At 73.4% G+C, this 25,815-nt stretch carries 29 protein-coding genes and 1 pseudogene; 9 read left to right on the forward strand and 21 right to left on the reverse strand.

What is annotated here, in order from left to right; all coding sequences use genetic code 11:
- Window positions 1–29: 29 nt before the first annotated feature.
- The 3 genes from EV384_RS22150 to EV384_RS22160 all read left to right on the forward strand — a co-directional run bounded on the left by EV384_RS22150 (window position 30) and on the right by EV384_RS22160 (window position 2,127).
- Entirely contained in the window at window positions 30–263 is a 234-nt protein-coding gene (locus EV384_RS22150; RefSeq protein WP_242624209.1) for a hypothetical protein, read from the forward strand.
- Window positions 260–1,408 carry a coiled-coil domain-containing protein gene (locus tag EV384_RS22155; protein ID WP_130336195.1) on the forward strand — a complete coding sequence of 383 codons (1,149 nt, stop codon included), beginning with the start codon at window positions 260–262 and terminating at the stop codon, window positions 1,406–1,408. Before EV384_RS22150 ends, EV384_RS22155 begins: the two co-directional genes overlap by 4 nt.
- Window positions 1,409–1,536: 128 nt before the next feature.
- Window positions 1,537–2,127, forward strand: a complete 591-nt coding sequence (locus tag EV384_RS22160) for a pyridoxamine 5'-phosphate oxidase family protein (RefSeq protein WP_130336197.1) — start codon at window positions 1,537–1,539, stop codon at window positions 2,125–2,127.
- A gap of 12 nt (window positions 2,128–2,139) precedes the next feature.
- On the opposite strand, the gene EV384_RS22165 is transcribed toward EV384_RS22160, so the two are convergent.
- A complete protein-coding gene (locus tag EV384_RS22165; RefSeq protein ID WP_130336199.1) occupies window positions 2,140–3,621 on the reverse strand; it encodes a peptide MFS transporter in 1,482 nt (493 codons plus the stop codon).
- A 219-nt stretch (window positions 3,622–3,840) separates the two neighbouring features.
- Between EV384_RS22165 and EV384_RS22170 the strand changes: the two genes are divergently transcribed.
- Window positions 3,841–4,182 carry an RNA polymerase-binding protein RbpA gene (locus EV384_RS22170; protein WP_092375853.1) on the forward strand — a complete coding sequence of 114 codons (342 nt, stop codon included), beginning with the start codon at window positions 3,841–3,843 and terminating at the stop codon, window positions 4,180–4,182.
- Between the two features lie 66 nt (window positions 4,183–4,248).
- Here the strand turns inward: EV384_RS22170 and EV384_RS22175 are convergent, their stop codons facing one another.
- The 5 genes from EV384_RS22175 to EV384_RS22195 all read right to left on the reverse strand — a co-directional run bounded on the left by EV384_RS22175 (window position 4,249) and on the right by EV384_RS22195 (window position 9,554).
- Window positions 4,249–4,773, reverse strand: a complete 525-nt coding sequence (locus EV384_RS22175) for an FxsA family protein (RefSeq protein ID WP_130336201.1) — start codon at window positions 4,771–4,773, stop codon at window positions 4,249–4,251.
- A gap of 59 nt (window positions 4,774–4,832) precedes the next feature.
- On the reverse strand, window positions 4,833–5,636 hold the full coding sequence (locus EV384_RS22180) for a polyprenol monophosphomannose synthase (RefSeq protein WP_130336203.1): 804 nt from the start codon (window positions 5,634–5,636) through the stop codon (window positions 4,833–4,835).
- Window positions 5,637–5,675: 39 nt separating this feature from the next.
- Window positions 5,676–7,280, reverse strand: coding sequence for an apolipoprotein N-acyltransferase (gene lnt, locus EV384_RS22185; RefSeq protein ID WP_130340739.1), 1,605 nt, complete (start codon window positions 7,278–7,280; stop codon window positions 5,676–5,678).
- A 71-nt stretch (window positions 7,281–7,351) separates the two neighbouring features.
- Entirely contained in the window at window positions 7,352–7,726 is a 375-nt protein-coding gene (locus EV384_RS22190; protein WP_423202912.1) for a hypothetical protein, read from the reverse strand.
- A 244-nt stretch (window positions 7,727–7,970) separates the two neighbouring features.
- Entirely contained in the window at window positions 7,971–9,554 is a 1,584-nt protein-coding gene (locus EV384_RS22195; RefSeq protein WP_130336205.1) for an FAD-dependent oxidoreductase, read from the reverse strand.
- A gap of 72 nt (window positions 9,555–9,626) precedes the next feature.
- On the opposite strand from EV384_RS22195, the gene EV384_RS22200 reads away from it, so the two are divergent.
- Complete coding sequence (locus tag EV384_RS22200; RefSeq protein WP_130336207.1) at window positions 9,627–10,208, forward strand: helix-turn-helix domain-containing protein; 582 nt, start codon at window positions 9,627–9,629, stop codon at window positions 10,206–10,208.
- Window positions 10,209–10,269: 61 nt separating this feature from the next.
- On the forward strand, window positions 10,270–10,986 hold the full coding sequence (locus tag EV384_RS22205) for an alpha/beta fold hydrolase (protein WP_242624210.1): 717 nt from the start codon (window positions 10,270–10,272) through the stop codon (window positions 10,984–10,986).
- Window positions 10,987–11,405: 419 nt separating this feature from the next.
- Here the strand turns inward: EV384_RS22205 and EV384_RS22210 are convergent, their stop codons facing one another.
- Genes EV384_RS22210 through kdd form a run of 6 tightly spaced genes read right to left on the reverse strand, consistent with a single transcriptional unit; the run spans window position 11,406 to window position 18,096 of the window.
- Window positions 11,406–12,740, reverse strand: a complete 1,335-nt coding sequence (locus EV384_RS22210; protein WP_130336209.1) for a glutamate mutase L — start codon at window positions 12,738–12,740, stop codon at window positions 11,406–11,408.
- The gene (gene kal, locus EV384_RS22215; protein ID WP_130336211.1) at window positions 12,737–13,129 is read right to left on the reverse strand and encodes a 3-aminobutyryl-CoA ammonia lyase; all 393 of its coding nucleotides are present in this window, start codon (window positions 13,127–13,129) and stop codon (window positions 12,737–12,739) included. Before kal ends, EV384_RS22210 begins: the two co-directional genes overlap by 4 nt.
- Window positions 13,126–13,902, reverse strand: a complete 777-nt coding sequence (kamE, locus tag EV384_RS22220) for a lysine 5,6-aminomutase subunit beta (RefSeq protein WP_130336213.1) — start codon at window positions 13,900–13,902, stop codon at window positions 13,126–13,128. Before kamE ends, kal begins: the two co-directional genes overlap by 4 nt.
- A complete protein-coding gene (gene kamD, locus EV384_RS22225) occupies window positions 13,899–15,461 on the reverse strand; it encodes a lysine 5,6-aminomutase subunit alpha (RefSeq protein ID WP_130336215.1) in 1,563 nt (520 codons plus the stop codon). The genes kamE and kamD overlap by 4 nt, the downstream gene beginning before the upstream one ends.
- Window positions 15,458–17,029, reverse strand: a complete 1,572-nt coding sequence (locus tag EV384_RS22230) for an amidohydrolase (RefSeq protein WP_130336217.1) — start codon at window positions 17,027–17,029, stop codon at window positions 15,458–15,460. Before EV384_RS22230 ends, kamD begins: the two co-directional genes overlap by 4 nt.
- Before the next feature lie 5 nt (window positions 17,030–17,034).
- Window positions 17,035–18,096 (reverse strand): L-erythro-3,5-diaminohexanoate dehydrogenase, encoded by a 1,062-nt coding sequence (gene kdd / locus EV384_RS22235; RefSeq protein WP_130336219.1) that lies wholly within the window; start codon window positions 18,094–18,096, stop codon window positions 17,035–17,037.
- A 145-nt stretch (window positions 18,097–18,241) separates the two neighbouring features.
- Between kdd and EV384_RS22240 the strand changes: the two genes are divergently transcribed.
- Window positions 18,242–19,648, forward strand: coding sequence for a KamA family radical SAM protein (locus EV384_RS22240; RefSeq protein WP_130336221.1), 1,407 nt, complete (start codon window positions 18,242–18,244; stop codon window positions 19,646–19,648).
- Between the two features lie 95 nt (window positions 19,649–19,743).
- Entirely contained in the window at window positions 19,744–19,905 is a 162-nt protein-coding gene (locus tag EV384_RS22245) for a low temperature requirement protein A (RefSeq protein ID WP_130336223.1), read from the forward strand.
- 14 nt (window positions 19,906–19,919) lie between these two features.
- Here the strand turns inward: EV384_RS22245 and EV384_RS22250 are convergent, their stop codons facing one another.
- From EV384_RS22250 to EV384_RS22270, 5 genes are all read right to left on the reverse strand, one after another.
- Window positions 19,920–20,102: a hypothetical protein gene (locus tag EV384_RS22250; RefSeq protein ID WP_130336225.1), complete on the reverse strand. Its 183-nt coding sequence runs from the start codon at window positions 20,100–20,102 to the stop codon at window positions 19,920–19,922.
- Window positions 20,103–20,252: 150 nt separating this feature from the next.
- A complete protein-coding gene (locus EV384_RS22255) occupies window positions 20,253–20,588 on the reverse strand; it encodes a YnfA family protein (RefSeq protein ID WP_130336227.1) in 336 nt (111 codons plus the stop codon).
- A 9-nt stretch (window positions 20,589–20,597) separates the two neighbouring features.
- Complete coding sequence (locus EV384_RS22260) at window positions 20,598–21,041, reverse strand: MerR family transcriptional regulator (protein ID WP_130336229.1); 444 nt, start codon at window positions 21,039–21,041, stop codon at window positions 20,598–20,600.
- Window positions 21,038–21,373, reverse strand: coding sequence for a hypothetical protein (locus EV384_RS22265; RefSeq protein WP_207232410.1), 336 nt, complete (start codon window positions 21,371–21,373; stop codon window positions 21,038–21,040). Before EV384_RS22265 ends, EV384_RS22260 begins: the two co-directional genes overlap by 4 nt.
- A gap of 96 nt (window positions 21,374–21,469) precedes the next feature.
- Window positions 21,470–21,655: a CsbD family protein gene (locus tag EV384_RS22270; protein ID WP_130336231.1), complete on the reverse strand. Its 186-nt coding sequence runs from the start codon at window positions 21,653–21,655 to the stop codon at window positions 21,470–21,472.
- 172 nt (window positions 21,656–21,827) lie between these two features.
- Between EV384_RS22270 and EV384_RS22275 the strand changes: the two genes are divergently transcribed.
- Window positions 21,828–22,439, forward strand: a complete 612-nt coding sequence (locus EV384_RS22275) for a histidine phosphatase family protein (RefSeq protein ID WP_130336233.1) — start codon at window positions 21,828–21,830, stop codon at window positions 22,437–22,439.
- Here EV384_RS22275 and EV384_RS36215 read toward each other — a convergent pair.
- The 4 genes and pseudogenes from EV384_RS36215 to EV384_RS22295 all read right to left on the reverse strand — a co-directional run.
- Window positions 22,369–22,559 (reverse strand): annotated as a pseudogene (locus tag EV384_RS36215) (Lrp/AsnC family transcriptional regulator); the annotation flags it as partial. The gene EV384_RS22275 and the pseudogene EV384_RS36215 sit on opposite strands and share 71 nt — an antisense overlap.
- Before the next feature lie 98 nt (window positions 22,560–22,657).
- Complete coding sequence (locus EV384_RS22285; protein ID WP_130336235.1) at window positions 22,658–24,367, reverse strand: CDP-glycerol glycerophosphotransferase family protein; 1,710 nt, start codon at window positions 24,365–24,367, stop codon at window positions 22,658–22,660.
- A 661-nt stretch (window positions 24,368–25,028) separates the two neighbouring features.
- Complete coding sequence (locus tag EV384_RS22290; RefSeq protein WP_130336237.1) at window positions 25,029–25,538, reverse strand: Lrp/AsnC family transcriptional regulator; 510 nt, start codon at window positions 25,536–25,538, stop codon at window positions 25,029–25,031.
- A 60-nt stretch (window positions 25,539–25,598) separates the two neighbouring features.
- Window positions 25,599–25,814: a DUF433 domain-containing protein gene (locus EV384_RS22295; RefSeq protein WP_130336239.1), complete on the reverse strand. Its 216-nt coding sequence runs from the start codon at window positions 25,812–25,814 to the stop codon at window positions 25,599–25,601.
- Between the last annotated feature and the right edge of the window lies 1 nt (window position 25,815).

The raw sequence follows: 25,815 nt of genomic DNA on the forward strand, positions 1-25,815 counted from the left end.
CCGCGACGGAGGCGGCGTCCAGGTCACCGGTGGCGATCCCGCCGGCCGCCCTCGGCCCGGACGCGTACGCGCTCCGCCTGGCGGCGGGCTTCACCGCCTCCGCCGCCGGGGAGACCGTGGCCGGGTCCGGCGCCGCGCCGGCCGCCATCCGCTACGGGTTCGGGCTGCTGCCGGCGGCGGTGATGCTCGTCGCGGTGCTGCTGCAACGCCGCCACACCTTCGCGCCGATGAGCCGACCCACCACTAGACTTCGCCCTCGATGAACGCCCAGCCCACCCCCGATACCCGTCCCTGCGCCCACTGTGGACGGGAGGTGCCGCAGCGCGCCGGCGCGGGCCGGCCGTTCCGGTACTGCCGGGACAACGACGGCGCCTGCCAGCGGGCGTCACGCAACTCCCGGATGCGCCACCGAAACTCCCCCGGCCTGCCCGGCCAGGTCGCCCGCACCTGGGAGGCGGTGGACCGGCTGGACCAGATCGTGGAGAGCCTCACCGAGGCGCTGCACGCGGAGCTTTCCCCCGCCGGCGTCGAGCGGCAGCTCGCGCAGCTGCGCGCCGAGGCGGCCGCGCAGGTGGCGGCCGCGCACACCGAGCGGGACGAGGCCCGCCGCGAGGCCGAGGACGCGGCCGCGGCGGCGGTCCGGGCCCGTCAGGAGGCCCGCACGGCGGTCGCCGACCGGGACGCGGCCCGCGAGCGGGCGGACCGGGCCGTCGAGGAGGCGACCCGCGCCGCCGGTCGGGTGGCGCAGGCCGAGTCGGGCCGGGACGAGGCCCGACGGGAGGCCGGCGCGGCGCAGGCCCTGCGGGTGCAGGCCGAACGGGACCGCGATGCCGCCCGCAGCGAGCTGCGTACCCTCCGGTCGGAGCTGGAGGGCGAGCGGCGCCGCCTGACCGACCTGACCGCCGAGCGGGACGCCGCGCGGGGCGACGCCGAGCGGGCCACCCGCTCAGCCGGCGAGGCCCTGGAGCGGGCCGAGCGGCTGCGCGCCGACGCCACGCAGGCGCGTACCGAGGCCACGCAGTCCCGCACGGAGGCCGAGGCCGCGCGGGCCGAGGCCGCCCGGGCGCAGGCGGCCGCCGCCGAGGCCGACCGGGCCCGCCAGCAGGCGGACGACGCCCGGGACCGGGCCGAGGCCGCGCGGCAGGAGGCCGGCGCGGCGGCCGCCGCCGCCCGCGCGGAGCTGGCCGGACGGACGGCCGAGCGGGACGGCCTGGCGGCCGACCTGGCCGTCGCGCGCGACGCCGCCGCGTCCGTCGAGGCCCGGCTGGCGGAGCTGACGGTACGGCTGCGCTCCGCCGAGGCCGACCGGGACCTGGCCCAGCGGCGGGCCGCGCAGCTCGCCGACCAGGTCAGCGACCTCGCCGGCGCCCTCGCCCGACTCAGCTCCCGCCAACCGGACAACGCCTGACACGTTCGGTCTCGCGTCGCCATCCCCACCCCCGGCGATCGGCGCACCCGCCGGGGGTGACCGCCCGCACGCCACCGCGGGCTGGGACGGGACAGCGGGACGTCCCCGTCGGCGGCGATGATGCCGAGGTGGGAAAGACGTATGAACGCATCGACGGCCGGCTGCGCACCTTCATCGAGGAGCAGCCGATGTTCTTCACCGCCACCGCGCCGCTCTCCGGCGACGGCACGGTCAACCTCTCCCCCAAGGGTCTGCGCGGTTCCTTCGCCGTCGTCGACGACCGGACGGTCGCCTACCTGGACTTCGCCGGCTCCAACGCCGAGACGATCGCTCACCTGCGGGAGAACGGCCGGATCACGCTGATGTGGTGCGCCTTCTCCGGCCCGCCGAACATCGTGCGGGTGCACGGCCGCGGCGAGCCGGTGTTCCGCGACGATCCCCGCTGGGCCGACCTGGTCCGGCTCTTCCCCGACATCGACGCCGGCGAGCACGGCCTGCGCGCGATCATCCTGGTGCGGGCCGAGCTGATCCGCGACACCTGCGGCTACGCGGTGCCGCTGATGACCTACGAGGCTGACCGGGACCTGCACGGCAAGCGTTTCGCCCGGGAGGACGACGCCTCGCTGAGCGCGTACTTCGCCGGGAAGGAGCACGTTGCCACGAGCATCGACGGGCTGCCCGGCCTGCCGCTGCCGCTGCCGCCGACCCCGGCGGCGTGACCGCCGGGCCGGTCAGTGGATGCCGGCCATCAGCTGCCGGATGTGCCGGGCGAACATCACCGCGCCGAGCCCCAGCGCCACTGACGCCAGTCCGAAGGTGAGGAAGTACGTCGGCTCCGGCCACGTCTCGGCCAGCCGGGCCACCTGGCCACCGATCGCGTCGCCGACGGCGGTGGCGAGGAACCACAGGCCCATCATCTGGCTGGCGTACTTCATCGGGGCGAGCTTGGTGGTGGCCGACAGGCCCACCGGGCTCAGCGCCAGCTCACCGGCGACCTGGATGGCGTACACGGCCACCAGCCACCACGGGGAGACCAGGTCACCGCCGACGGCGGCCTGGGCGGCCGCGGCCATCAGCACGAACGACAGGCCGTTGAGGACCAGGCCGACGGCGAACTTCATCGGCGTGGAGACCCGGTGCCCGAGGCGCAGCCACAGCCACGCGGCCAGCGGCGCGCCGATGATGATCAGGATCGGGTTGACCGACTGGAGCCAGGACGCGGGGAAGGTGAACCCGAGCACGTCCCGGTCGGTCTTGTCGGCGGCGAAGATGTTCAACACCGACCCCGCCTGGTCGTAGATCAGCCAGAACGCCGCGGCGAAGACGAACAGCCACAGGTACGCCTTCATCCGGCTGCGTTCGGTCCCGCTGATCTCCCGGTCGGTGAGGATCCGGGCGAAGTAGGCGATGGTCACCAGCACGGTGACGATGGTGAGCAGGTTCACCACGGTGTTGACGGTGAAGAGCCCGAACAGGGCGAGGACGGCGAGCACCACCAGCACCGCGAGGGTGACCACCGCGATGCGGGTCAGCGCCCGGCGGCGGTCCGCGCCGAGCAGCGGGTCGGCGGGCCGGGCGCCGGCCTCGCCGAGGTTGCGCCGGCCCAGGACGTACTGCAGCACGCCGAAGGTCATGCCGATCGCGGCGGCGCCGAAGCCCAGGTGCCAGTTGATCTTCTCACCGAGGAAACCGGTGATCAGCGGTGCGATGAACGCGCCCAGGTTGATGCCCATGTAGAAGATGGAGAACCCGGCGTCGCGGCGCGGGGAGTCCCGGTCGTACAGGTCGCCGACCATGGTCGAGATGTTGGGTTTGAGCAGGCCGGTGCCGAGCACGATCAGCGTCATGCCGGCGAAGACGCTCCACCGGACCGGGATCGCCATCACGTAGTGGCCGGCCGCGATGACCACGCCGCCCCACAGCACGCTGCGCCGGGCCCCGAGGAGGCGGTCGGCGACCCAGCCGCCGGGCAGCGCCATCAGGTAGACCATCGCGTTGTAGGTGCCGTACACGGCGTTGGCGGTGGACTCCCGGATGCCCAGCCCGTCGTCGGCCACCGCGGCAGTGAGGTAGAGCACCAGGATCGCCCGCATGCCGTAGAAGCTGAACCGCTCCCACATCTCGGTCAGGAACAGGGTCGACAGCGCCCGCGGGTGACCGAAGAAGGTCTTCCCGCCGGGCGGTCGGGCGTCGACCGGCGCGTCACTGGTCATCGTCACCTCCCGCACAGCTGGGGCGGCTAACATCCCCGGTGACAGCGAAAACACTCCACCGTTTCGACCCGGCCGGGGACGACCCCGCCGGGCTCAGGTCATGGCCGGCTACCCTTGCAGGGGTCGCGGGGCCGGATCACCCAGCCGGGCGGGAATGCCCCGGTGGCGACGGACCGTTACACGGAGAAGACCAGCACCACGAACGAGGGGAAGTCGATCATGGGCGACCGTATGCTGCGCGGAAGCCGCCTGGGCGCGGTGAGTTATGAATCCGACCGCAACACCGAGCTCGCGCCGCGGCAGACCCGCGAGTACCTGTGCGCCAAGGGCCACCAGTTCGAGGTGCCGTTCGCCGTCGACGCCGAGGTCCCGACGACCTGGGAGTGCAAGTTCGACGGCAGCGTCGCCCGGCTGGTCGACGGCAACGAGCCGGAGCAGAAGAAGGCCAAGCCGCCGCGTACCCACTGGGACATGCTGCTGGAGCGTCGCTCCATCGCCGAGCTGGAGGACATCCTGGCCGAGCGGCTCCAGGAGGTCCGCACCCGCCGCGGCCGCGCCTGAGCGCACCACGAACGACCGAAGCGCCCCCGGGAAGGTTCTTCCCGGGGGCGCTTCGTCGTGTGTCGCTCAGGGGCGGCCGGGCTCGATGATCTCGCCCTCGATGGCCCGCCCGGGGTCCGTCACCGGCTGCTGCGGGGCGGTCGGCGGCGGCGCCGGCTGCGGGGCGCCGCGACGCACCCGGACCCGGCGGGGGCCGAACAGGTCACCGGCGACCATCGACGACACCCGGCGCTCGGCGGTACGTTGCACGCCGACCCGGGCGAGCCGGCGCACCGGCGGCACCAGCAGCAGCAGCCCGACCAGGCCGCTGACCAGCCCGGGGGTCGCCAGCAGCAACGCCCCCACCAGCCCCACCAGCCCGTCGGTCACCTGCGGTCCCGGAGGCTGCCGGGACTCGACGGCGGCCCGGAAACCCCGCCACGCGCGCATCCCCTCGCGGCGCAACAGCACCAGCCCGAGCAGGGACGCCGCGAACACCAGGAGCACCGCGGAACCGAACCCGATCCCCCGGCCCACCAGGACGAACACCGTCAGCTCCAGCACCGCGAGCAGCAGCAGGGCCGGCGGTACGAACCTCAGTCCTCGGCGCATCTCACCTCATCTGCCTGGGGCGGTCGACATCCGCCCTCTCCAGCATGACACGGCGTCGCTCAGGGCCAGCGCACCTGACCGTCCGGGGTGCCGTACAGGCCCCGCCGCACCGCCGTGCGCCGGTCCTGCAACGCCCACCCGGTGATCCGCCACAGCGCCTCGGCGACGATCAGGGGGCTCATCTTGCTGTCGCCGTGCTCCCGCTCGGCGAAGGTGATCGGCACCTCGACGATCCGCACGCCGGCGCGGTGCGCCAGCCGGGACAGCTCCACCTGGAACGCGTACCCCTGCGAGCTGACCGACTCCAGGTCGATCGCCGCCAGGGCCGTCGACCGGTACACCCGGTAGCCGCCGGTGGCGTCGGCCACCGGCATGCCCAGCGCCAGCCGCGCGTACAGGTTGCCGCAGCGGGACAGCAGCAGCCGGCGCAGCGGCCAGTTCACCACCCGCGCCCCGCGCGTCCACCGGGAGCCGATCACCACGTCGGCGTCGCGGGCGGCGTCCAGCAGCATCGGCAGGTCCTCCGGGGCGTGCGAGCCGTCGGCGTCCATCTCCACCACCGCGTCGTAGCCGCGGCGGCGGGCCCAGGCGAAACCGGCCAGGTAGGCCGCGCCGAGCCCCTTCTTGTCCTCCCGGTGCAGTACGTGAACCTGCGGGTCGGTCCGGGCCAGGGCGTCGGCGATCGTGCCGGTGCCGTCGGGGCTGTTGTCGTCGGCGACGAGGATCTCGACCGCGGGCGCGGCCTCGCGTACCCGCGCGACGATCCGGGAGACGTTGTCGGCCTCGTTGTAGGTGGGGATGACCACAAGGACCCGCCCCACCCCGGGATGGCCGGCTGTCCGCGTGTCGGCTGCCTCGACCACCGCGTTACCGCCTTCCGCCGGCTACCGGCACCAGTCGTCCTATCCGGGGGCGACCTCCCGGCGGCGGCGCAGCATCGCCGCGCCGGCCAGGGCCGCGACGGCGAGCGCCGCGAGGGCCGCCTCGGGCCACACCCCCGCCCGGGTGGCCGGCGTACGACCGTCCCCGAGCTGCATCTGCCGGACCACCACCGCCGCGGTGTTGAACCCGGTGGCGCCGGTTACCCGCCCGTCCGGGGTAACGAACCCGGACACTCCGACCGTGGAGGCCATCAACGCGGCACGGCCGTGCTCGACCGCCCGCAGCCGCACCATCGCCAGCTGCTGGCGGGCCTCGGCCACGTCGAAGGTGGCGTTGTTGGTCTGCACCACCAGGAGCTGCGCGCCGCCGGTGACGGTGTCCCGGACGATGCCGTCGTAGGCGACCTCGAAGCAGATCACGTCCCCGAGCACCGCCGGCCCGGTTTCGAGCACGCCGGGGTGGGTGCCCGCGACGAAGTCGGAGCGGACCCGGTCGACCTCGGAGCTGACCGCCCGGGCGATGGAGCGCAGCGGCACGTACTCGGCGAACGGCACCGGGTGCCGCTTGGTGTAGAGCTGATCGAGGTCTGCCCCGCTGCCGGGGCGCCACAGCAGGCCGGCGTTGCGGACCTGCCCGGCGTCGGGGCCGAGCAGCACCGCGCCGACCAGGATCGGCGCGCCGATCGCGTCGGCGGCCTGGGAGATCCGGTCCCCTGCGCCGGGGTTGCGCAGCGGGTCGATGTCGCTGGAGTTCTCCGGCCAGACCACCAGGTCGGGTCGGGGCTGCGCCCCGGCGGCGACCTGTGCGGCGAGGGTCAGCGTGGCGTCGACGTGGTTGTTGAGCACGGCCTGGCGCTGGGCGTTGAAGTCCAGCCCGAGCCGGGGCACGTTGCCCTGCACGATGGCCACGGTGACGTTCTCGCCGCCGCCGCGTACGCCGACGGGCACCGCGGACCCGGCGCCGAGGACGACGGCCAGCGCGGCGAGCAGCCCGGCCACCGGCCGCCACTGCCCGGCCTGGTGCTGCCACGGCCGCCAGGCGAGGGCGACCAGCAGCCCGCCGGCCAGCGCGACCGCGAAGGTGACCAGCGGGGCCCCGCCGAGCGCGGCCAGCGGCAGCAGCGGGGAGGAGTCCTGGCTGAACGCCAGCCGCCCCCACGGGAACCCGCCGAAGGGGGTGCGGTCCCGCAGCGCCTCCTGCCCCACCCACAGCAGGCCGGTCACCACGGGCCACGCCCACCGCCACCGGTCGACCAGTGGGGTCACCCAGGCGGTGGCCGCGCCGAGCAGCGCCAGGTAGCCGGCCTGCAGCAGGGACAGCAGCACCCACGGCAGGTAGCCGGTGTGCAGGTTCGTCCACTCCAGCATCGGCGCGAACAGGGCCACCCCGGTCAGGAAGCCCAGCCCGGCGCCGGCGCGCAGCCGCCGCCGGTGCGCCGCCGCGGCCAGCAGCGCCACGCCGACCGGCGCCAGCGGCCACACCCCGTACGGGGGGAACGCGGCCAGCAGCGCCAGCCCGGCCACGACCGCCAGCGGCACGGCCACCTTCAGCGGGAGCGGACGCCCGGCCCCGCCGTCGCGTGCCCCGTCGGTGGCACGCGTCTCTTCCCGGTCGAGCGTCGTCACCGGCACCTCACCACGATCACGGGGCGAAGGCTACCCGGCCAGCGCCGTCCGATGCCGCTCCGGTGGCCTGCCTAGTCGGGCAGTTGGATCACCGGCAGGTCTCCGTCGCCGTACCGCAGCTCCCCGGTCAGGATCGGGGCGTCGTGCGCCAGGCACGCCAGCACCGTCGTCGCGAGGTCCACGCGGCCGGTGACGCCCCGCCAGTAGGCCAGCTCCTGCCACGGTCCGGCGGGGGTCGGCAGCACGGCGCACGCGCCCAGAGCGAGCAGCCGGTGCAGCGCCGGCCGGTCCTTCGGGTCATCGACGACGGCGAGGGTCTCGGCGGCGGCCACGGCGGTCACGCCGAACCGCAGCCCGTCGGCGATCACCTCGTGCAGCGGCTCTCCCACGTGCACCGATCCGGCCAGGTAGGCCAGCAGCGCGGACCGGTCCAGCACCAGTCGCACGGCCGGGCCACGCCTTCCTCGGTGACCTGGATGCCCTGGTGCGCCAGTTCGGCGGTCAGCGCCTCCCTGCGCATGAGCGCCCGAGCGGCCTCCACCAGGTAGGCGCTGGCGTTGGGTTCACGCTCCAGGCGCTCGGCGACGTCCGGCGGAACGGAGATCGACAGCTTCGATCACGCGCGCCGAAGGCCCACCCGGCCCGACCGGCCGTGGCCGGTGCGGGTGCGGGATCGGGCGGCCGCCTGGTTCAGCCGCGGCGGCGCGCCATCAGCACGGCGTCGTGGATCGTGATGTCCCGCCCGTCGTGGTCCACCGCGGCCCGCGGCCGGGCCTCGGCCGCACACACCTGCCACACGTTGGGGTCGAGGTCGGACGCGACCTCTTCCGCGGTGAACATCATCTCGGGGAAGTGCATCCGGTGTGCGGTCGTCCGCAGGTCGGACGGGTGGTGCCCGACGATCAGCAGGGTGCCGCCCGGGGCGACCGCGGCGGCGAGCCGCGCGAACAGCTGCCGTCGCGCGTCGCCCGGCAGGTGCATGAACTGCGCCGACACAAGGTCGTACCGGCCGGCGGTGGGCGGCTGGTCACGCAGGTCCGCCTGCGCCCAGGTGATCCGGGCGGCAACCGCCTCACCGGCCGCCGCGGCGTGCGCCGCGGCCCGCCGCAGGGCGGTGTCGGCGATGTCGACCGCGGTGACCTGCCAGCCCCGCTGCGCGAGCCAGACGGCGTCGGCGCCCTCGCCGCAGCCGACGTCCAGCGCCCGGCCCGGGGCCAGGGCGGTGGCCTCGGCCACCAGCTGCGGGTTGGGCCGCCCGCTCCACACCGCCGGACGGGCCCGGTAGCGCTCCTCCCAGGCAGCCCGCTCGAACATCGTGCCCAGGTCACGCCGGTAGTCGGCGACGGCGTCGTCGGTCTCCTCGGCGATCAGGTCGGCGTTGATCGCCGCGCCGGCCATCAACCCGGCCCCCGCCGCCGTGACCACCTGCGCGCGTACGTCGGCGACGTTGCCCGCCACCCACACGCCGGGCACGGCCGTGGCGCCGGTCGGGTCGGCGGGGATCTGCGCGCCGACGACGTGACCGGCCATCTCCACGTCGACCGGGGCCAGCCCGAGCGACTCCAGCACGCCCGCCCGCGCGGTGGCCCGGGCGGCCACCACCACGGCGTCGAGCGCGACGACCTCGCCGGAGGCCAGCCGCACCCCGGTCAGCGCGTCGCCGGTCACCTCCAGCGCGGCGACCGGGCCGTCGACGACGGCGATGCGGCGCGCGGCGAGCCGCTGGGCCTCCTCCGCCCCGGGCGCCGGGACCCCGTGCAGCAGCAGCGTCACGTGCGGGCTCCACTGCCGCCACAGCTGCGCCTGGTGTGCCGCGAGGGGCCCGGTGGCCAGCACCCCGATCCGCCGGTCGCGGACCTCCCAGCCGTGGCAGTACGGGCAGTGCAGCACGTCGCGTCCCCACCGTTCGGCCAGCCCGGGCACGTCGGGCAGCTCGTCGACCAGCCCGGTGGTGACCAGCAGCCGCCGGGCCCGTACGTCGCGCCCGTCGTGCAGGGTCACCAGGAAGTCGTCGCCGTCGCGGCGCACGTCGTCGGCCGTCCCGGCGACGAGCTGGCCGCCGTACCGGGTGACCTCGTCACGGCCGGCGGCGAGCAGCTCGGCCGGCCGCGTGCCGTCGCGCCCGAGGAAGTTGTGCATCTGCGCGGCCGGCGCGTTGCGCGGCTGCCCCGCGTCGACCACCAGCACTGACCGGCGCGCCCGGGCCAGGGCCAGCGCCCCGGCGAGCCCGGCGGCTCCACCGCCGATCACCACCACGTCGTATCTGTCGTTCATCGTCGCCTCCGTCGCTGTCGTCGGTGCCCACCGTGCGCCCGACCCGGCTCAGCGGCAAGTATTATTGCTGTTATGGCAAACGAGGAGGCTGCGGTGCTGGCCGCGGTGGGTCCCCGGCTGCGGGCCCTGCGCACCCGACGCCAGGTCACCCTGGCCCAGCTCGCGGAGACCACCGACATCTCGGTCAGCACCCTGTCCCGGCTGGAGTCCGGGCAGCGCCGGCCCACCCTGGAGCTGCTGCTGCCGCTTGCCCGCGCCCACCAGGTGCCGCTGGACGAGCTGGTCGGCGCGCCCGCCACCGGCGACCCGCGGGTGCACCCGCGGGCGATCGTCCGGCACGGCATCACGTTCCTGCCGTTGACCCGCCGACCGGGTGGGCTGCAGGCCTTCAAGCAGATCTTCCCGCCACACACCCCCGCCGAGCCGCAGCAGCAGACCCACGAGGGCTACGAGTGGCTGTACGTGCTGTCGGGTCGGATCCGCCTGCTACTGGCCGAGCACGACCTGCTGCTGACCCCCGGGGAGGTCGCCGAGTTCGACACCCGGCTGCCGCACGCGGTCGCCAACCCGGATCCGCAGCCCGCGGAAGTCCTCGCCCTCTTCGGCCCGCAGGGCGAGCGGCTGCACGTGCGGGCCCGCCCCACCGGCCGCTGACCGGGCGCGGCGACGACCGGTTCGCGGGGGGATGTCGTACCCGGCTGGCACGGTGGGCGGCATGCGGGCAGACGGGCCGCCGACAGCGGCGATGACGTACGTGTTGATTCCGGGCGCCGGTGGCAGCGCCGAATACTGGCGGCTGCTCGTCGACGAGCTGCGCCGGCGGGGTCGGGTGGCGGTGGCGGTGGGTCTGCCGGCCGCCGACGAGCACGCCGCCCTGCCCGAGTACGCCGACACGGTCCGCGCCGCGGTCGACGGCCACCGCGACGTGACGCTGGTGGCGCAGTCGCTGGGGGCGTTCACCGCCCCGCTGGTGGCCGACCATCCGGCGGTGCGGCTGCTGGTGCTGGTCAACCCGATGATCCCCGCGCCCGGGGAGACCGCGGGCGAGTGGTGGGCGGCCACCGGCCACGCGCCGGCCCGGGCGGCGTACGCGGCCGCGCAGGGCCGCGACCCGGACGCCGACGTGGACCTGGCGGTGGATTTCTTCCACGACGTGCCGGAGGAGGTGACCGCGTCGATGCTGGCCGCCGGCGGCCCGACGGAGTCGCCGGCCGTGTTCACCCGGCCCAATCCGCTGCGCCGCTGGCCCGACGTGCCGACCCGGGTGGTCTCCGGCCGCGACGACCGGTTCTTCCCGCTGGAGTTTCAGCGCCGCCTGGCGCGGGAGCGGCTGGGCGTGGCGCCCGATGAGCTGCCCGGCGGGCACCTGCTCGCGCTGAGCGAGCCGGCGCTGCTCGCCGACCGCCTGGAGGCGTACCAGCAGCAGGTGTGAGGCGGAAACGAAATCGGGGCGCGGCTCGCGCCGCGCCCCGATGCTCCCAGGCCCTTCCCGGCCGGTGGGGCGAGGATGAGCGACGCCGACCTTCGGACCGACCGGACGTGGACTGGCTGCCCCCGCCTGGCCGTTGTCTACTGGCCGTGCCCCTCACCCTGCCCGTACACCGGTAACCGCGGCCGGTTCGCGCCGCCCCGCCGACCCCCGCCCGCTGGACCTGGCCGCCGCGACGTGTTGCATGAGTGTCGCTCGGCCAGCGGACGAAGGGACGAAGCGAACAACAGCCGCTTCCCGTGGTAGGACTCAAAGACGGTACGTGTTGCACCCCGTCCGCTGTCAACCCGCCCGGGCCTGTCGTGTGTTGCGCCACGGCGTGTCGCGTCGGCGCGTCTCGATGCGCCCAAGGTCGGTGCGGGTCAGCGGTCCAGGTGGTGGCGCAGCAGCGCCCGCGCCGCTGTCGGATGGTCGACGGCGAGCAGCCCGCCGGCGGCCAGGACGTAGTCGACGTCGACGACGGGTCGGGCGGCGCGCGGCAGCGGCCAGCCGCCGGCGTGGTCGCCCAGCACCGCGCCCAGCACACCGGCGGCGTCGGTGGGCGCCGCGTGGCGCAGCACCCCGCCGGAGCCGACCAGCAGCCGCACGTCCCGCAGGTCCCGGCCGGTCCGTTCCCCGGTCGCCGCGCCGCGGGCGTGCCGGCGCAACGCCACCGTGGCCGCGAGGGCGGCGATCCGGGCGTCGACCGCCCGGTCGGTGTCGTCGGCGGGCAGGAAGCCGGGGTCGGCGGCCCGTACCGCCGCCGCGGCGGCCAGGTCGTCCTGCTCGGCCGGGGTGAGGAGGCGTTCCTCGGCGGCGGCGCGCACCACGCCGGGGGCGCTCCACCGCATGCCCAGGTCCCCCTCGACGGTGCGGGCCCGCCACAGGGTGCCGGCGACCTCCCGCCCGGGCCCGCTGTTCCGCTCGTCGGGGGTGAGCACCGAGTACACGTCGGTGGTGGCGCCGCCGACGTCGACGACGGCGAGGTCACCGCCGAGGGCGTCGGCGAGGACCTCCACCCCGGTCAGCACCGCGTCGGGGGTGGCGGCCCGCACCAGCCGGGCGAAGCGGGTGCCGCGGGAGAGCCGCTTGCCGCCGATGACGTGGCGCAGGAACACCTCGCGGATGGCCGCCCGCGCCGACGCGGGGGCGAGCACGCCGATGCGGGGCAGCACGTTGTCGGCGACGGTCACCGGCACCTTCGCGGCGGTGAGCAGGTCGCGCAGGTCGGCGCGGACGTCGGCGTTGCCGGCGAGCACCACGGGCACCCGCCAGCGGGCCTTCGCCAGCCGGGTGGCGTTGTGGGTGAGCGTGTCGGCGTCGCCGCCGTCGGTGCCGCCGACCAGCAGCACCACGTCGGGGCGGGCGACGCGCAGCGCGGTCAGCTCGGCCGCGCCGAGCCGACCGGCGGCCACGTGCACCACGTTCGCCCCGGCGGAGAGGCCGACCCGCCGGCCGGCCTGCGCGGTCACCAGGGGCTCGTAGCCGATGACCGCGAGCCGCAGCCCACCGCCGGCGGACGAGCAGACGTACCAGGGCACGTCGGTCACGCCGAGCCCGGCGGTGGCCGCGCCGACGGCGGCGTCCAAACCGTGCAGCACGTCGGTGCCGACGGTGGTGGGCGCCGACGCGGCCGCGACCAGCCGGCCGCCGTCGAGGTCGACCACCGCCGCCTTGGTGTACGTGGATCCGACGTCGGCGCAGACGGCGACGTTCACGCCGCCGGGGGTACGACCACCGTGCCGGTCGCGGTGACCGCCACGATCGGCTCCGCCAGGACCTCGGCGGCCGACGCCGACCTGTCCGGCCGGCCCCGGCACACCACCCGGGCCTCGAAGTCGATGGCGCGGCTGCGGGTGCCCACCCGGGTCACCGTCGCGGTCACCTCCAGCACGTCGCCGGCCTTCATCGGCGCGGTGAACTGCACGTCGGAGTAGGAGGCGAAGAGCCCCTCGTCGCCGTCGGTGCGGATGCACACCTCCGTGGCGACGTCCCCGAACAGCCCCAGCGCGTACGCCCCGTCGACCAGGTTCCCCGCGTAGTGGGCGTGCGAGTACGGCACGTACCGGCGGTGGGTGACGGTCAGACCGACCCGGGAATCGCTCATGCTCTCGCCTTCTTGTTCGTGATCAGCGCGTGCACCAGGTAGCTGGCGACCTCGCCGGGGGTGGTGCCCCGGCCGAAGATCCGGTCCACGCCCAGCTCGTCGGTCATCGTCTCGTCGAACCGCGGCCCGCCGACGATCAGCAGCGGCCGCTTCCCGGCCGGCATGGCCTCCCGGAACGCCGCGGACATCTCCCGGGTGTTGTGCAGGTGCGCGTCGCGCTGGGTGACGACCTGCGACACCAGCACCGCATCGGCCTTCTCGGCCCGCGCGGCCTCCACCAGCTCCGGCACGCTGACCTGCGCGCCCAGGTTGGTGACCTTCAGCTCCCGGTAGTACTCCAGGCCCTTTTCGCCGGCGATGCCCTTGACGTTGAGGATCGCGTCGATGCCGACGGTGTGCGCGTCGGTGCCGATGCACGCTCCCACCACGGACAGCTTGCGGCGCAGCTTCTGCTTCACCACCGCGTTGACCTCCTTGGCCGACAGCAGCGGGAAGTCCCGCTCCACCACCTGCACCGCGGCCAGGTCCACCAGATGGTTCACCCGCCCGTACACCACGAAGAAGGTGAAGCCGTCGCTCATCGGCTTGGCGTGCACCAGCATCGCCGGGTCGATGCCCATCTTGTTCGCGAGCTGGATCGCCGCGCCCTCGGCCCGCTTGTCGTGCGGCACCGGCAGGGTGAACGACACCTGCACCATGCCGTCGCCGGTGGTGTCCCCGTACGGCCGGACGATCTTCTTCTCGGCGCCCGCGCCGGTCTCGACGGCGCTCACGCCTGCTGCCCTTCCAGGATCTCGGTGGCCGGGTTGTAGTAGTCGCCCTCATGCTTCGCGACCCCGGCGAGGCCCTTGCCCCGGTCCGCGGGCCGCTTCATGATCCCGAAGGTGCCCTCGGCGATCGCGGTGAGCAGCGACTGGTCCCCGATGCGCTCCAGCAGGTCCAGCGCCTCACCGAGCACCCGGTTGGCGCGCTGCTGGATGAACCCGCCCGGCGCGGGCACGAAGTCCTCGTGCAGCCCACCGGCGGCGCCGAGCACGTACCGGACGTTCTGCAGGGCGATGTCCCGGTCGGACAGCCACGGCGTCACCACCGCCTCGGTCATCATGCCGACCAGCAGGATGCCCTGCCCGGTCATGGTGCCGACCAGGTTGAAGAACCCGTCGAGCAGGTTGCCGCGGAACACGTCGCCGGTCATGTGCTTCGTCGGCGGCATCCACTTCAGCGGCGCGTCGGGGAACAGCTCCCGGGCCAGCAGCGCGTGCGCCAGCTCCAGGCGGAACGACTCCGGCACGTCCGGGTTGATCTCGAAGGCGTGCCCCAGTCCCAGCTGCCAGTCGGCCAGCCCGGCCTCGTGCGCGAAGTACTCGTTGAGCAGCTGCGACACCGTCACCGTGTGCGCCTCGTCGACGGCGTCGGCGGTGGTGAGGTAGTTGTCCTCACCGGTGTTGATGATGATCCCCGCCCGGGCGTGCACCTGCCGGGAGAACCGCTGGTCGACGAAGGTGCGGATCGGGTTGATGTCGCGGAACAGGATCCCGTACATCGAGTCGTTGAGCATCATGTCCAGCCGCTCCAGGCCGGCCAGGGTCGCCATCTCCGGCATGCACAGCCCCGACGCGTAGTTCGTCAGCCGCACGTACCGGCCCAGCTCCTTCGACGTCTCGTCCAGCGCCGCCCGCATCAGCCGGAAGTTCTCCTGCGTGGCGTACGTGCCGGCGAACCCCTCCCGGGTCGCCCCCTCCGGCACGTAGTCCAGCAGCGACTGCCCCGTCGACCGGATCACCGCGATGACGTCCGCGCCGGCCCGCGCCGCGGCCTGCGCCTGCGGGATGTCCTCGTAGATGTCCCCGGTCGCCACGATCAGGTAGATCCACGGCCGCTGCTTCGGATCGCCGTACCGCTTCACCAGGCGGTCCCGCTCGGCCCGGCGCCGGTCGATCTGCCGGATGCCCGCGCCGACGGCCTTCCGGGCGGCCTTGCGCGCCGCGGTGGCCGCCTTGCCGGTCGGCTGTTGGAACCGCACCGACCCGGCGGCGGCCTTCTGCGCCAGCAGCGTCACGTCGGTGATCTGCTCCCGGGCCAGGGCGTCGAAGACCGACGCCGCCACCCCGTGCCCCAGACCCGTGTCGGCGACCACCGCGTCCACGAGGCGGTTCACCCACGGGATGCCGTCCGGGTCGGCGCCGGTCACCCCGGCCAGCCGCAGCACCGCCCGCTCCACCGACACGGTGGTGTGGCTGCGCGCCAGATCCACCACCGGCCGTCCGGCGCGGCGCGCCAACTCCCGCGCCCGCGCCACCAGCGCCGGATCCAGCTCAAGCTTGCCTGTCACGAAGACCCTTCCTCATAGATCACGTCACCGCGCAGCACCGTGGCCCGGCAGACCGGCAGCGGCGTCGGGTCCGCCGGACCCCGCAGCTCCGGGTCCTCGGCCAGCAGCACCGGCAGTCCCCGGTCCATCCCCGCCGGGGTGGACCACACCGCGAACGTCGCCGGCGCGCCCAGCGCGAGCACCCCCTCGTTGTCCAGGTGCACCGCCCGCCACCCGCCGCGGGTATGCGCGGCGAACGCCGCCCGCACACTCATCCGCTGCTTCGGGTTGTGGTGCGCCGCCGCCGCCCGCACCGAACCCCACGGGTCCAGCGGCGTCACCGGCGAGTCCGACCCGAACGCCAACGCCACCCCGACCGAGTGCATCGCCCCCATCGGGTTCGACTCCAACGACCGGGAAAGACCCAGCCGCGACTCGTACATCCGGCCCGCGCCGCCCCACAGCCGGTCGAACGCCGGCTGCATGCTCGCCACGATCCCGTACTCCACGAACCCGGCGATCAGCCGCTTGTTCATGATCTCCGCGTGCTCGATGCGGTGCCGGGCCGCCCGCAGCCGATCCACGCCCAGCTTCTCGGCCGCCGCGGCGAAACCGTCCAGCACGGTGGAGATCGCCGCGTCACCGATGGCGTGGAACCCGCCCTGCAGGCCGTGCGCCGCACAGTCCAGCAGGTGGTCGCGCACCTGCTCCGCCCTGACGTAGCCGTGCCCGCACGATCCGGCGTCGCCGTCCAGGTACGGCTGCGACACGTGCGCCGTGCGCGACCCCAACGCCCCGTCGGCGTACAGGTCCCCGCCGGCGCCTACCGCGCCCAACTCCCGGGCCTTCGCCGCGCCCAGCAGCTCACCCCAGTAGCCGTACACCTCCGGCACCCCGTCCCCGGAGATCGCCAGCAGGCCGGTGAAGTCCGCCTCGTCCGACGTGCCCGGCCCGCCGCACTCGTGCACCGCCGCGATCCCCAGCGACGCCGCGTGCCGCAACGCCGTGCGCTGCACCGCCGCCCGCTGCGCCGCCGACACCGACCCGAGCGCCACCTCCCGCACCACGTGGTGCGCGTCGCGGCGCAGCCAGCCCGACGCGTCGTAGCCGGGCGCGGACACCACCTGCGGGCAGGCCGCCAGCAGCGCCGCCGACACCAGCGCCGAGTGGATCGACGCCTGCGACAGGTACACCCGCCGGCCGCCGGCCGCCCGGTCCAGCGCCGCCGCGCCCGGCAGGGTCTTGTCCGACCAGTTCGACTCGTCCCAGCCGTGCCCCAGCAGCACCGCGTCGGTCGGCAGGCCGGCCGCGAACGCCGACACCGCGTCCAGCAGCTCACCGGCCGAGTGCACCGCCGACAGGTCCAGCCCCGACAGGGCCAGCCCGGTGTCGGTGGCGTGCACGTGGGCGTCCACGAACGCCGGCGTCACCAGCGCGCCGTCGAGGTCCACCACCCGGTCGGCGGCCGGCGCGTCCGCGGCCGCACCCAGCCAGGCGATCCGGCCGTCACGAACCAGCAGCGCCGTCGCGCTCGGGTCGGCCGGACAGTGCAGCACGCCGCCGCGGTACAAGGTCGAGGGGTTAGTCATGGGGTTCAGTCTGCCGCCAACCGGGACTCGAAGAGACCACGCACCCCCGGCTCGGAGCGCAGCAGCTCCAGCGCCAACTCCGCGTGACCCGGCACGTACCCGTTGCCCACCAGCATCGTCACGTCCGCCGCCAGGCCCTCCGCGCCCAGCGCCGCCGCCGCGAAGCTCGTCGCCATCGAGAAGAAGATCACCGTGCCGCCGTCCTCGGTGGCCAGGACCGCCCCGTGCTCGCAGCCCGGCACGTCCACGCAGACCACCGTCACGTCCGCCGGCGCGTCCAGGGCGGTGGTCACCGCCGTCGACAGCCCCACCGGGTCGCGGGCGTCCGCCAACGCGACGCTCGTCGCCAGCCCGGCCGCCGTCAGCGCGTCACGCTCCGCCGCCACCGGCACCACCCCGACGGTACGACCGGCACCCGCCCGCCGCGCCGCGGCCAGCGACAGCGACCCGCTCTTGCCGGCGCCGCCGATCACCGCCACGTTCACCGGCCGCGGGTCACCCTCGCGCTGCCGCCGCGCCACGTGCTCGGCCACCACCCGCGCGGTCAGCGCCGGCGCCCCGCACACGTCCAGCACCGCCAGGGACAGCTCCGGGTGCAGGTCGGCCGGCAGCACCGCCGCGATCGACCGGGCGAACAGGATCGCGTACCCGTCGCAGGGCACCTGCTCGCTGCGCCCGTCCCAGCGGGCCAGGCCGTCGAGGATCATCAGCGGGGTCAGCGTCAGCGACACCAGGGTCGCCACCCGGTCGCCCGCCGTCAGCCCCAGCGGGGACCGCCGGCCGGCCTCCTCGACCGTGCCGATCAACATGCCGCCCGACCCGGTCACCGGGTTCTGCATCTTCCCCCGGGTCGAGATGATCTCCAGCACCTCGGCGCGGACCTTCTCCCCGTCGCCACCGTGCTTCTCCGACAGCTGCCGGAAGCTCGCCGCGTCCAGGTTCAGCCGCTCCACCCGGATGCGTACCTCGTTCGGGGCGATCCGCGGGTCGGCGTCCAGCCGCCAGGCCGCCTGCGGCAGCACCCCCGCCGGTTCCACGACGCGGTGCAGACCCACCGGTGACGTCACGCCGACCCCCTACCTCCAGCCGCCCGAAGCCCTGGCTAGGACTCGCGTCGCGGGAAAACTTACGGCAGACTAATTTCTTCACCGGATATTTTCCAGTAGCCTTCGGGATCGCTGATCAACCCGCACCACGAAACGAGGAGGGGCCGTGACCCAGACCCAACCGGTTGAGACCATCCCTCAACCCCGTCACGCCCCGGTCGCCGTACCGACCGCCGGGCAGCCGTACGAATACCGCCGCAGCCCCCTGGTCGAACCCGACTGGACCCGCTTCCCCGGCTGGCGCCACGTCACCCGCGAGCAGTGGGAGAACGCCCAGTGGCAGCGGGTCAACTGCGTCAAGAACATCAAGCAGCTGCGCACCGTCCTCGGCGACCTCGTCGACGAGTCCTTCTACGCCGACCTCGAGGCCGACCAGAAGGCCCTGGCCACCATGTCCATGCTGGTGCCGCCGCAGATGATCAACACGATGGTGCCGTTCGCGCCGATGACCACCGAGGCGTTCCTCGCCGACCCCATCCGGCGCTACATGATCCCCGTCGCCTCCGACCGGCGCACCGACTGGCCGTCCCACCCCTACGCCAGCCGCGACTCCCTCCACGAGCACGACATGTGGGTCGCCGAAGGCCTCACCCACCGCTACCCCACCAAGGTCCTCGCCGAGCTCCTCTCCACCTGCCCGCAGTACTGCGGCCACTGCACCCGGATGGACCTCGTCGGCAACTCCACCCCCGCCGTCGACAAGCTCAAGCTCACCCTCAAGCCCGTCGACCGGTACGACGCCCACATCGCCTACCTCAAGGCCCACCCCGGCGTCCGCGACGTCGTCGTCTCCGGCGGCGACGTGGCCAACGTGCCGTGGAAGAACCTCGAGTCGTACCTGATGCGGCTGCTCGAACTGGAGACCGTCCGCGACATCCGGCTCGCCACCAAGGCCCTCATGGGCCTGCCCCAGCACTGGCTCCAGCCCGACGTCGTCGAGGGCCTGGAACGCGTCGCCCGCACCGCCTCCCGGCGCGGCGTCAACCTCGCCATCCACACCCACGTCAACCACGCCCAGTCGATCACCCCACTGGTCGCCAAGGCCGCCCAGACCGCCCTCGACGTCGGCGTCCGCGACGTCCGCAACCAGGGCGTGCTCATGCGCGGCGTCAACGCCACCACCCCCGACCTGCTCGACCTCTGCTTCGCCCTCCAGGGCGAAGCCGGCATCCTGCCGTACTACTTCTACATGTGCGACATGATCCCCAACGCCGAACACTGGCGGGTCCCGGTCTGGCACGCCCAGCAGCTCCAGCACGACATCATGGGCTACCTGCCCGGCTACGCCACCCCGCGGATCGTCTGCGACGTCCCCTTCGTCGGCAAGCGCTGGGTCCACATGCTCACCGAGTACGACCGCGAACGCGGCATCTCCTACTGGACCAAGAACTACCGCACCTCCATCGAGTCCGCCGACCTGGAGGCGCTCAACAAGCGCTACGCCTACTACGACCCGATCGACACCCTCCCCGAGTCCGGCCAGGCCTGGTGGCACGCCCACCGCAACGACTGACCCGACCCACCGTCGCCCGGCACCCACTCAGGTGCCGGGCGACGCGTTTCCCCATCGCGACACCACCGCCGTCCCGGGCACTAGCGTCCAGTTTTATGAACCCGGCGGAGCCCGAGGCCGCACACCGGGTCACCACGGTCGAGATCTTCTTCGACGTCGTCTTCGTCTTCACCATCACCCAGCTCGCCGGCGTCCTGGAAGACGACCCCACCTGGGCCGGCTTCGGCCGCGTCGTCCTCGTCCTCGGGGTGCTCTAGTACCCCTACACCGGCTACGCCTGGCTGACCAAACAGTGCCACCCCGACGCCCCGCCCAGAAGATCCCGCTCTTCGCCGGCATGGCCGGCTTCCTGCTCACCAGCGTCGCCATCCCCGCCGCGTTCACCGACACCGGCATGCTCTTCGCCCTCGGCTATCTCGTTCTCACCGGTCGCCATCGGCGCCGGCGTCGACATCCACCACCTCACCCCCGGCACCGTCGGAGCGATCGTCATGGCACTCGCCCTGCCCGCCGCCCTCCACGGCCGCAGGCGCGCAGCTCGCCGCCCTCATCGTGGTGCTCACCGTCATGCTGCTGGTCGACGCCCGCCGCCGCGGCGTAGCGGTCAGCCGCCCCGCGGCGCATACATGATCACGGCGACGCCCAGCAGGCAGATCGCCGCGCCGACCACGTCCCAGCGGTCCGGCCGGAAGCCGTCCACCAGCACCCCCCAGCCCAGCGACCCGGCCACGAACACACCCCCGTACGCGGCCAGGATCCGACCGAAGTTCGGGTCCGGTTGGAACGTCGCCACGAACCCGTACGCCCCCAGCGCCAGCACGCCCGCCGCGATCCACCACAGCCCCCGGTGCTCGCGCCACCCCTGCCACACGAGCCACGCGCCACCGATCTCGGCCAGCGCGGCCAGCACGAACAGCAGCAGCGAACGGGCGACGGTCATCCCGGGAGGCTACCCAGTAGCACCGGTCGGCCCGGTCAGGTCCCCACCCGGCGCGGGGAACGGGATCGGGCAGTGCGCGGCTCCGGCGCACTCCACCAGGTCCGTGCAGCCCGCGTCGACCGCAGCCCGCAAGGTCGCGGCCGCCGCCTGCAGGTCGGCGATCCTCGCCTCCACCTCGGTCAGCTTCGCCGCCGCCCGGGCCCGCAGCCCCGACCCGGAGCCACGGCGCCGCTCACGTCCGTCGAGCAGCTCGGCCACCTCGTCCAGGGTGAACCCCAACCGCTGAGCCGCCTTGATCACCCGCAGCACCGTGACCACCTCGGCCGGATAGCGGCGGTGCCCGCCCAGGCTGCGATCCGGCGCGGCCAGGAGACCGCGCCGCTCGTAGTACCGAAGGGTCTGCGGGTGCACCCCGGCCGCCGCGGCCACCGCACCACTACGCAGCAGGCTCACCGCACCGTCCCCCGATGTCCCGCCCGGTCGGTGAGCCCGTCCAGGACGGCCTCGTGCCCGACCGGAACCCGTACGTCCACCAGCACGGCGTCGTCCGTCGCCGAGATCAGGAAGGTGAAGAAGGAGCAGCAGCCGGACTCGCGCTCGATGAGGTCGCGGACCACCGCCGCGCTCCCCGCGGCGAACTCCCAGCGCGCTGCGGTCGACGACAGCCGCGTTTGACCGCGCAGCGCCGTCGTAAACAGGTCGTCGAACTCGGCCACCCGCAGCGGCCGCTCCGCCGTCGGCAGGGTGCACGCCTCAGGCACCCACCCCTCGTCATCCAGGCTCATGCCTCGACGGTAAGCCCGTACCCGGGTACCGGATGCAAGCCCGGCGCCCGGCACACGGCGGCGGGCTCCCGGATCGGGGGCCCGCCGCCGCACGGGTCACCTGTCGAAGGACTGCCGGCCGGCCTGCTTTGCCTGCTCGCCGCCCTGCCGGGCCCGCGCCGTGCTCTGCTCGGTGGCGCCCTCCGCCCGCAACCGTTCGTTGTCGGTGGCCTCGCCAATCCGCTCCTTGGCGACTCCGCTCAGCTCCTGGGCCTTGTTCTTCGCCTTCTCGGTGAAGCTCATCGAGGACTCCCTCCGCTGCGGCGGTGCTCGGGGCCGTGCGGCCCGCTCCCCCGTGCGTCCCCGTGTTCCTGTCGGCGAAACGCCTGGCGGTTCGGTGGCGGCTGGCACCACCGCTAAGGCATCCTAGGATACTAGGCGAACGGGGAAAGCCTCCGGCTGATTAACTGAGCGAATGGGAGAGATCCTGCTGATCCGGCACGGCGAGACCACCTGGAGCGCCACCCACCGGCACACCTCGTACACCGACCTGGAGCTCACCCCCGACGGCGAGCGGCAGGCCCGCGCGCTCGGGGTGATGCTCGCCGGCCGGCGGTTCGTCCGGGTGCTGTCCAGCCCCCGGCAGCGGGCCCTGCGCACCGCGCACCTCGCCGGCCTCAAGGTCGACGCCACCGACCCCGACCTCGCCGAGTGGTACTACGGCGAGTACGAGGGACGCACCACCGCGGACATCCAGGAGGACCGGCCGCACTGGAACATCTGGACCGACGGCTGCCCCGGCGGCGAGTCACCGTCGCAGGTCGGCGAACGCCTCGACCGGGTGCTCGCCCGGGTCACTCCCCTGCTCGACCGGGGCAACGTCGGCCTGGTCGGCCACGGGCACAGCCTGCGGGTGCTCGGCGCCCGCTGGATCGGCCTGCCGCCGTCGGCCGGCGCCCGGCTGCGGCTGGACACCGCCACCGTCAGCGTGCTCGGTCACGAGCACGGACGGCAGGTCATCCAGCGTTGGAACCAGCCGGCTCCGCCGCCGCCCGGGAGCGCCCCCGGCCCGGGAGTTCGGCACTGATCTTCGGCGGCCGGTCGGCGTGGACAGCACCACGGTGGTGCGGGTGGTGACGTTCGCGGAGGTCCGGATCTCCCGCAACAGCCGCTCCCGGTCGGCCGGGCCACCCGGCCTGAGGGTCAAGGGAGCATCGTCACGTGGCCGCGTCACAAACGATTGGCTCCGGTTCAGCGTTGACGCTGAACCGGAGCCAATAGTGGGCGGCGATGCCGCTCGCAGCATCAGAGGTAGCGCGAGGCCTCGTCGAGGAAGTGCTGCGCGTACCGGTCCGCCGGAATGTCCCCAAGGTAGTACTTCTTGAGCTCGTGGCGGGTAGTGGCGAGGGGGTCGCTGCCGAGGAGGTCGTCGAGGGCGGCGTCGAGTCCCTGCAGCCGGCCGCCGTACGCGTCGATCACGTAGCCCGCCCGCGCAAGCGGGAACGCCTCCGGGAACTGGGCCGCCGGCACCGAGACGGCAACCATCACGAACGGCTTCTCCGAGTACAGGTAGTCCGCCACCACGCTCGACACATCCGACACCATCGCGTCCGACGCGTTGAAGCAGTCCGCGACCGTCATCGCCACCTCAGCCTCGGCTCCGAAGACGTGTGGCCGTCCGTTCGCCCGACGGTCGTCAGCCAGCAGCGTCCGGATGCGCTCACACTCGCGGGCCAACTCCGCGGACCGCTGGCTGTACGGATGCGGTCGGAAGACGACGCTGCACCCGCGAGCGACGAGCGCCTTGATGATGTCGCAGCCAACGAGCAGCGATGAATAGTTGGAGTCGGCGTAGAAACCGGCCCAGGTCGGGGCGTAAAGGACTCGAGGGTTGGCAATCGAGGCGATTGGCCCGGTGGCGACGGCGACGTTCTCCACCTGTGGGCGCCCGACGATGGTGAACATCTCTGCGGGCATGCTCACGCCGTTGGCCGCGAACCGGTCGATCGCGGCCTGGCCGGCGACAAAGTTCTTGTCGTAGATCCGGAAGACCGGGTTGTGGCTCGGCACCTTGTCGCTGTCGCCGTGGTTGAGCTGGATGTGCGCCAGGTTTGTATACCGGGCAACGTGGTTGTTCATCGTCGCGGTATTGACGTAGAAGGCTGCCCGTAGCGACGGGGCGATGACATCGTCAAGCTGGTTCAGCCCCAACCGCATTACCACCGGGGCCTTGGTGAGACCCACCACCTCATTGAAGTTGGTTTCGCTGCGAACCAGAACGAAGAACTTCTTGCCGAGGCGTTCCAGGTAGGGCAGCCACATCGCGATCTGGTAGGCGGTGCCGGCGGGTGCGTTCCAATGCACGAGAAAGACCGGCTCGTAGGCGGTCAGCGCGGCATGCAGTTTCGTCTCGCTGCTGCGCCGCGCCCGCACCCGCGTCAGCGCCTGCAACCCGGTGAACAGGGCCAACCCGAGCGCCGCGGTCGCTACCGCCAGCGCGATCACCCCGAAGAGGTTGGTGAACGCGCAGACCAGTGCCACGAGAACCGCAGCGCCGTTGACCAGCGCGACGCGGTTCGTGTTGAGGCTACGATCGGGCCGTGAGCCGCTTCCGGGCAGGTTGGCCGAGACGGGGTAAACAGCATCGGACACGGCCGCCAACAGCGACTCGCTGAGAACCGCCAGGGCTGCGAGGGCGACACCAACGGCCAAGGCGGGATCAAGACTGCCGTGTACTGCGCCGAGCAGGTACGCGCAGGCGAGCAGGAGGATGCGCGCCACAATGGACGTTCCGGCGGACACCGAACCGCCACGCCACGTCCAGGCCAGCAGACTGAGCGCGAGAACGGCCGGGGGAAGCGCCCAGAGGCGGGAGTTTCCCACCGCCGCCAGCAGCAGGGCGGCAAGGCCCATCACCTCGACCGCCGAGGCGGGCAGTTGCGCCCCCGCGGCCGACGTCCGCAGCTCCGCCAGCCATCCGCTGAACCGGGACCGACCCGGCTTCGAAGCCGTCATCGCCCAACCCCCGTCGACGACGGGCTGATCCGCAGCAGCCGCCTCACCCGGCCCCGGCAGTTCGCCAGGAAGTTCTGCTTCAACGCCAACTCCTTCTGCAACTGGCTTACCCGCTCCTCTAGCCCTCGCGGGAACGGTGGTTCGAAAGCGTAGGCGGGTCGTTGCGGATCGCCCTCGTGTCCCTGCCGCAGCCAGCGCAGGCGCGACATCACCTGCCGTCGCCCGATGACGTCCTGTCGGGGCCCGAAGGCGCTCTCCTCATGCGACAACACGGTTACCGGGTTCTTACCGGCGCGGATGAGGATACGAGTCATGAGCGGCCGCCGGACGCCTCTTGGCTGAACCGCGATCGCATCGATCGGTACATCTCGTTCTCCCGTTGACGACACGCAAAGCGACTCGAGTGCCGAGGCACCACGGACAACACCGGCCGTAGGCCCGGCGTCCGCTCATGGTCCGGATCGCACGCCCGCACAATCAGGGTTGGATCCTAGCTTCGTTCCCTGGCCGCCAGCCGCACCGGGGTAGCCCGTTCTCGATCTTCCTCGACCCGTTTGGCACGATCTTGTCCGCCTGCCACGAGCGCTCACCAATGACCGCATCCGATTTTGCCGGCTGTCCCCGGCCGGCGGCGGAGGTGATCATCGCTCGCTGAGCGGGGTCAACCCGCCTGCGAACCCGCTGACTCAGCCGAGACGCCACGGAGCCGGTGCTGATTCACGGGATCCGGGCTGACCTTCGGCGGGCGATGCTCGTACGGAGTGGAGAGCACGACGGTCGTCCGGGTGGTGACGTTCGCCGAGGTCCGGATCTCCTGGAGCACCCGCTCCAGGTCCGTCGGGCTGGCCACCCGCACCAGCAGCAGGTAGAAATCCTCCCCCGCCACCGAGTAGCACGAGTCGATCTCCGGCAGGTGGGCCAGCCGCTCCGGCGCGTCGTCCGGCTGCGACGGGTCGAACGGCCGGATCGCCACGAACGCGGTCAGCGGCAGGTCCAGCGCCTCGAAGGAGACGCGGGCGGCGTACCCCTTGATGACGCCGCGCTGCTCCAGCCGGCGGACCCGCTGGTGCACCGCGGACACCGACAGACCCACCTTCTCGGCGAGGTCCGTGTACGACAGCCGACCGTCTCCGGTCAGCGCGGCGATGATGGCGCGGTCGATCTCCTCCACGCGGTGCAACCTACCTGGAAAAGCGCTGCGGTGCCGCACCCGGCCCGTCGGGCGGGACGCTCAGCGGGCCGTGCGGTCGCGCACCGCGTCCGCCGCGTAGTTCAGCACCTCCGCCATGTCCTCCTCGTCGAGGAAGGGCAGGTCGGTGAGGATGTCCGTGACGGACATGCCCTCGGCCATCATCGCCAGCAGCGTGGCGACCGGGATCCGCGACTGCCGGACGCAGGGCGCACCCCCCATGACGTCGGGGTCGACGGTGATCCGCAGGAAGGCCATC

The sequence above is a fragment of the Micromonospora kangleipakensis genome, from assembly GCF_004217615.1.
Lineage (GTDB): Bacteria > Actinomycetota > Actinomycetes > Mycobacteriales > Micromonosporaceae > Micromonospora > Micromonospora kangleipakensis.

What these genes read in the sequence shown, in the direction of transcription:
- EV384_RS22275 (WP_130336233.1), top strand. Translation starts at nt 21,828, where the DNA reads ATGGGAGAGATCCTGCTGATCCGGCACGGCGAGACCACCTGGAGCGCC.
- EV384_RS22245 (WP_130336223.1), top strand. Translation starts at nt 19,744, where the DNA reads ATGAACCCGGCGGAGCCCGAGGCCGCACACCGGGTCACCACGGTCGAG.
- kal (WP_130336211.1), bottom strand. Translation starts at nt 13,129, where the DNA reads ATGAGCGATTCCCGGGTCGGTCTGACCGTCACCCACCGCCGGTACGTG.
- EV384_RS22155 (WP_130336195.1), top strand. Translation starts at nt 260, where the DNA reads ATGAACGCCCAGCCCACCCCCGATACCCGTCCCTGCGCCCACTGTGGA.
- EV384_RS22250 (WP_130336225.1), bottom strand. Translation starts at nt 20,102, where the DNA reads ATGTCGACGCCGGCGCCGATGGCGACCGGTGAGAACGAGATAGCCGAG.
- EV384_RS22165 (WP_130336199.1), bottom strand. Translation starts at nt 3,621, where the DNA reads ATGACCAGTGACGCGCCGGTCGACGCCCGACCGCCCGGCGGGAAGACC.
- EV384_RS22270 (WP_130336231.1), bottom strand. Translation starts at nt 21,655, where the DNA reads ATGAGCTTCACCGAGAAGGCGAAGAACAAGGCCCAGGAGCTGAGCGGA.
- EV384_RS22200 (WP_130336207.1), top strand. Translation starts at nt 9,627, where the DNA reads ATGGCAAACGAGGAGGCTGCGGTGCTGGCCGCGGTGGGTCCCCGGCTG.
- EV384_RS22295 (WP_130336239.1), bottom strand. Translation starts at nt 25,814, where the DNA reads ATGGCCTTCCTGCGGATCACCGTCGACCCCGACGTCATGGGGGGTGCG.
- EV384_RS22255 (WP_130336227.1), bottom strand. Translation starts at nt 20,588, where the DNA reads ATGACCGTCGCCCGTTCGCTGCTGCTGTTCGTGCTGGCCGCGCTGGCC.
- EV384_RS22195 (WP_130336205.1), bottom strand. Translation starts at nt 9,554, where the DNA reads ATGAACGACAGATACGACGTGGTGGTGATCGGCGGTGGAGCCGCCGGG.
- EV384_RS22285 (WP_130336235.1), bottom strand. Translation starts at nt 24,367, where the DNA reads ATGACGGCTTCGAAGCCGGGTCGGTCCCGGTTCAGCGGATGGCTGGCG.
- EV384_RS22170 (WP_092375853.1), top strand. Translation starts at nt 3,841, where the DNA reads ATGGGCGACCGTATGCTGCGCGGAAGCCGCCTGGGCGCGGTGAGTTAT.
- EV384_RS22265 (WP_207232410.1), bottom strand. Translation starts at nt 21,373, where the DNA reads ATGAGCCTGGATGACGAGGGGTGGGTGCCTGAGGCGTGCACCCTGCCG.
- EV384_RS22205 (WP_242624210.1), top strand. Translation starts at nt 10,270, where the DNA reads ATGCGGGCAGACGGGCCGCCGACAGCGGCGATGACGTACGTGTTGATT.
- EV384_RS22230 (WP_130336217.1), bottom strand. Translation starts at nt 17,029, where the DNA reads ATGACTAACCCCTCGACCTTGTACCGCGGCGGCGTGCTGCACTGTCCG.
- EV384_RS22175 (WP_130336201.1), bottom strand. Translation starts at nt 4,773, where the DNA reads ATGCGCCGAGGACTGAGGTTCGTACCGCCGGCCCTGCTGCTGCTCGCG.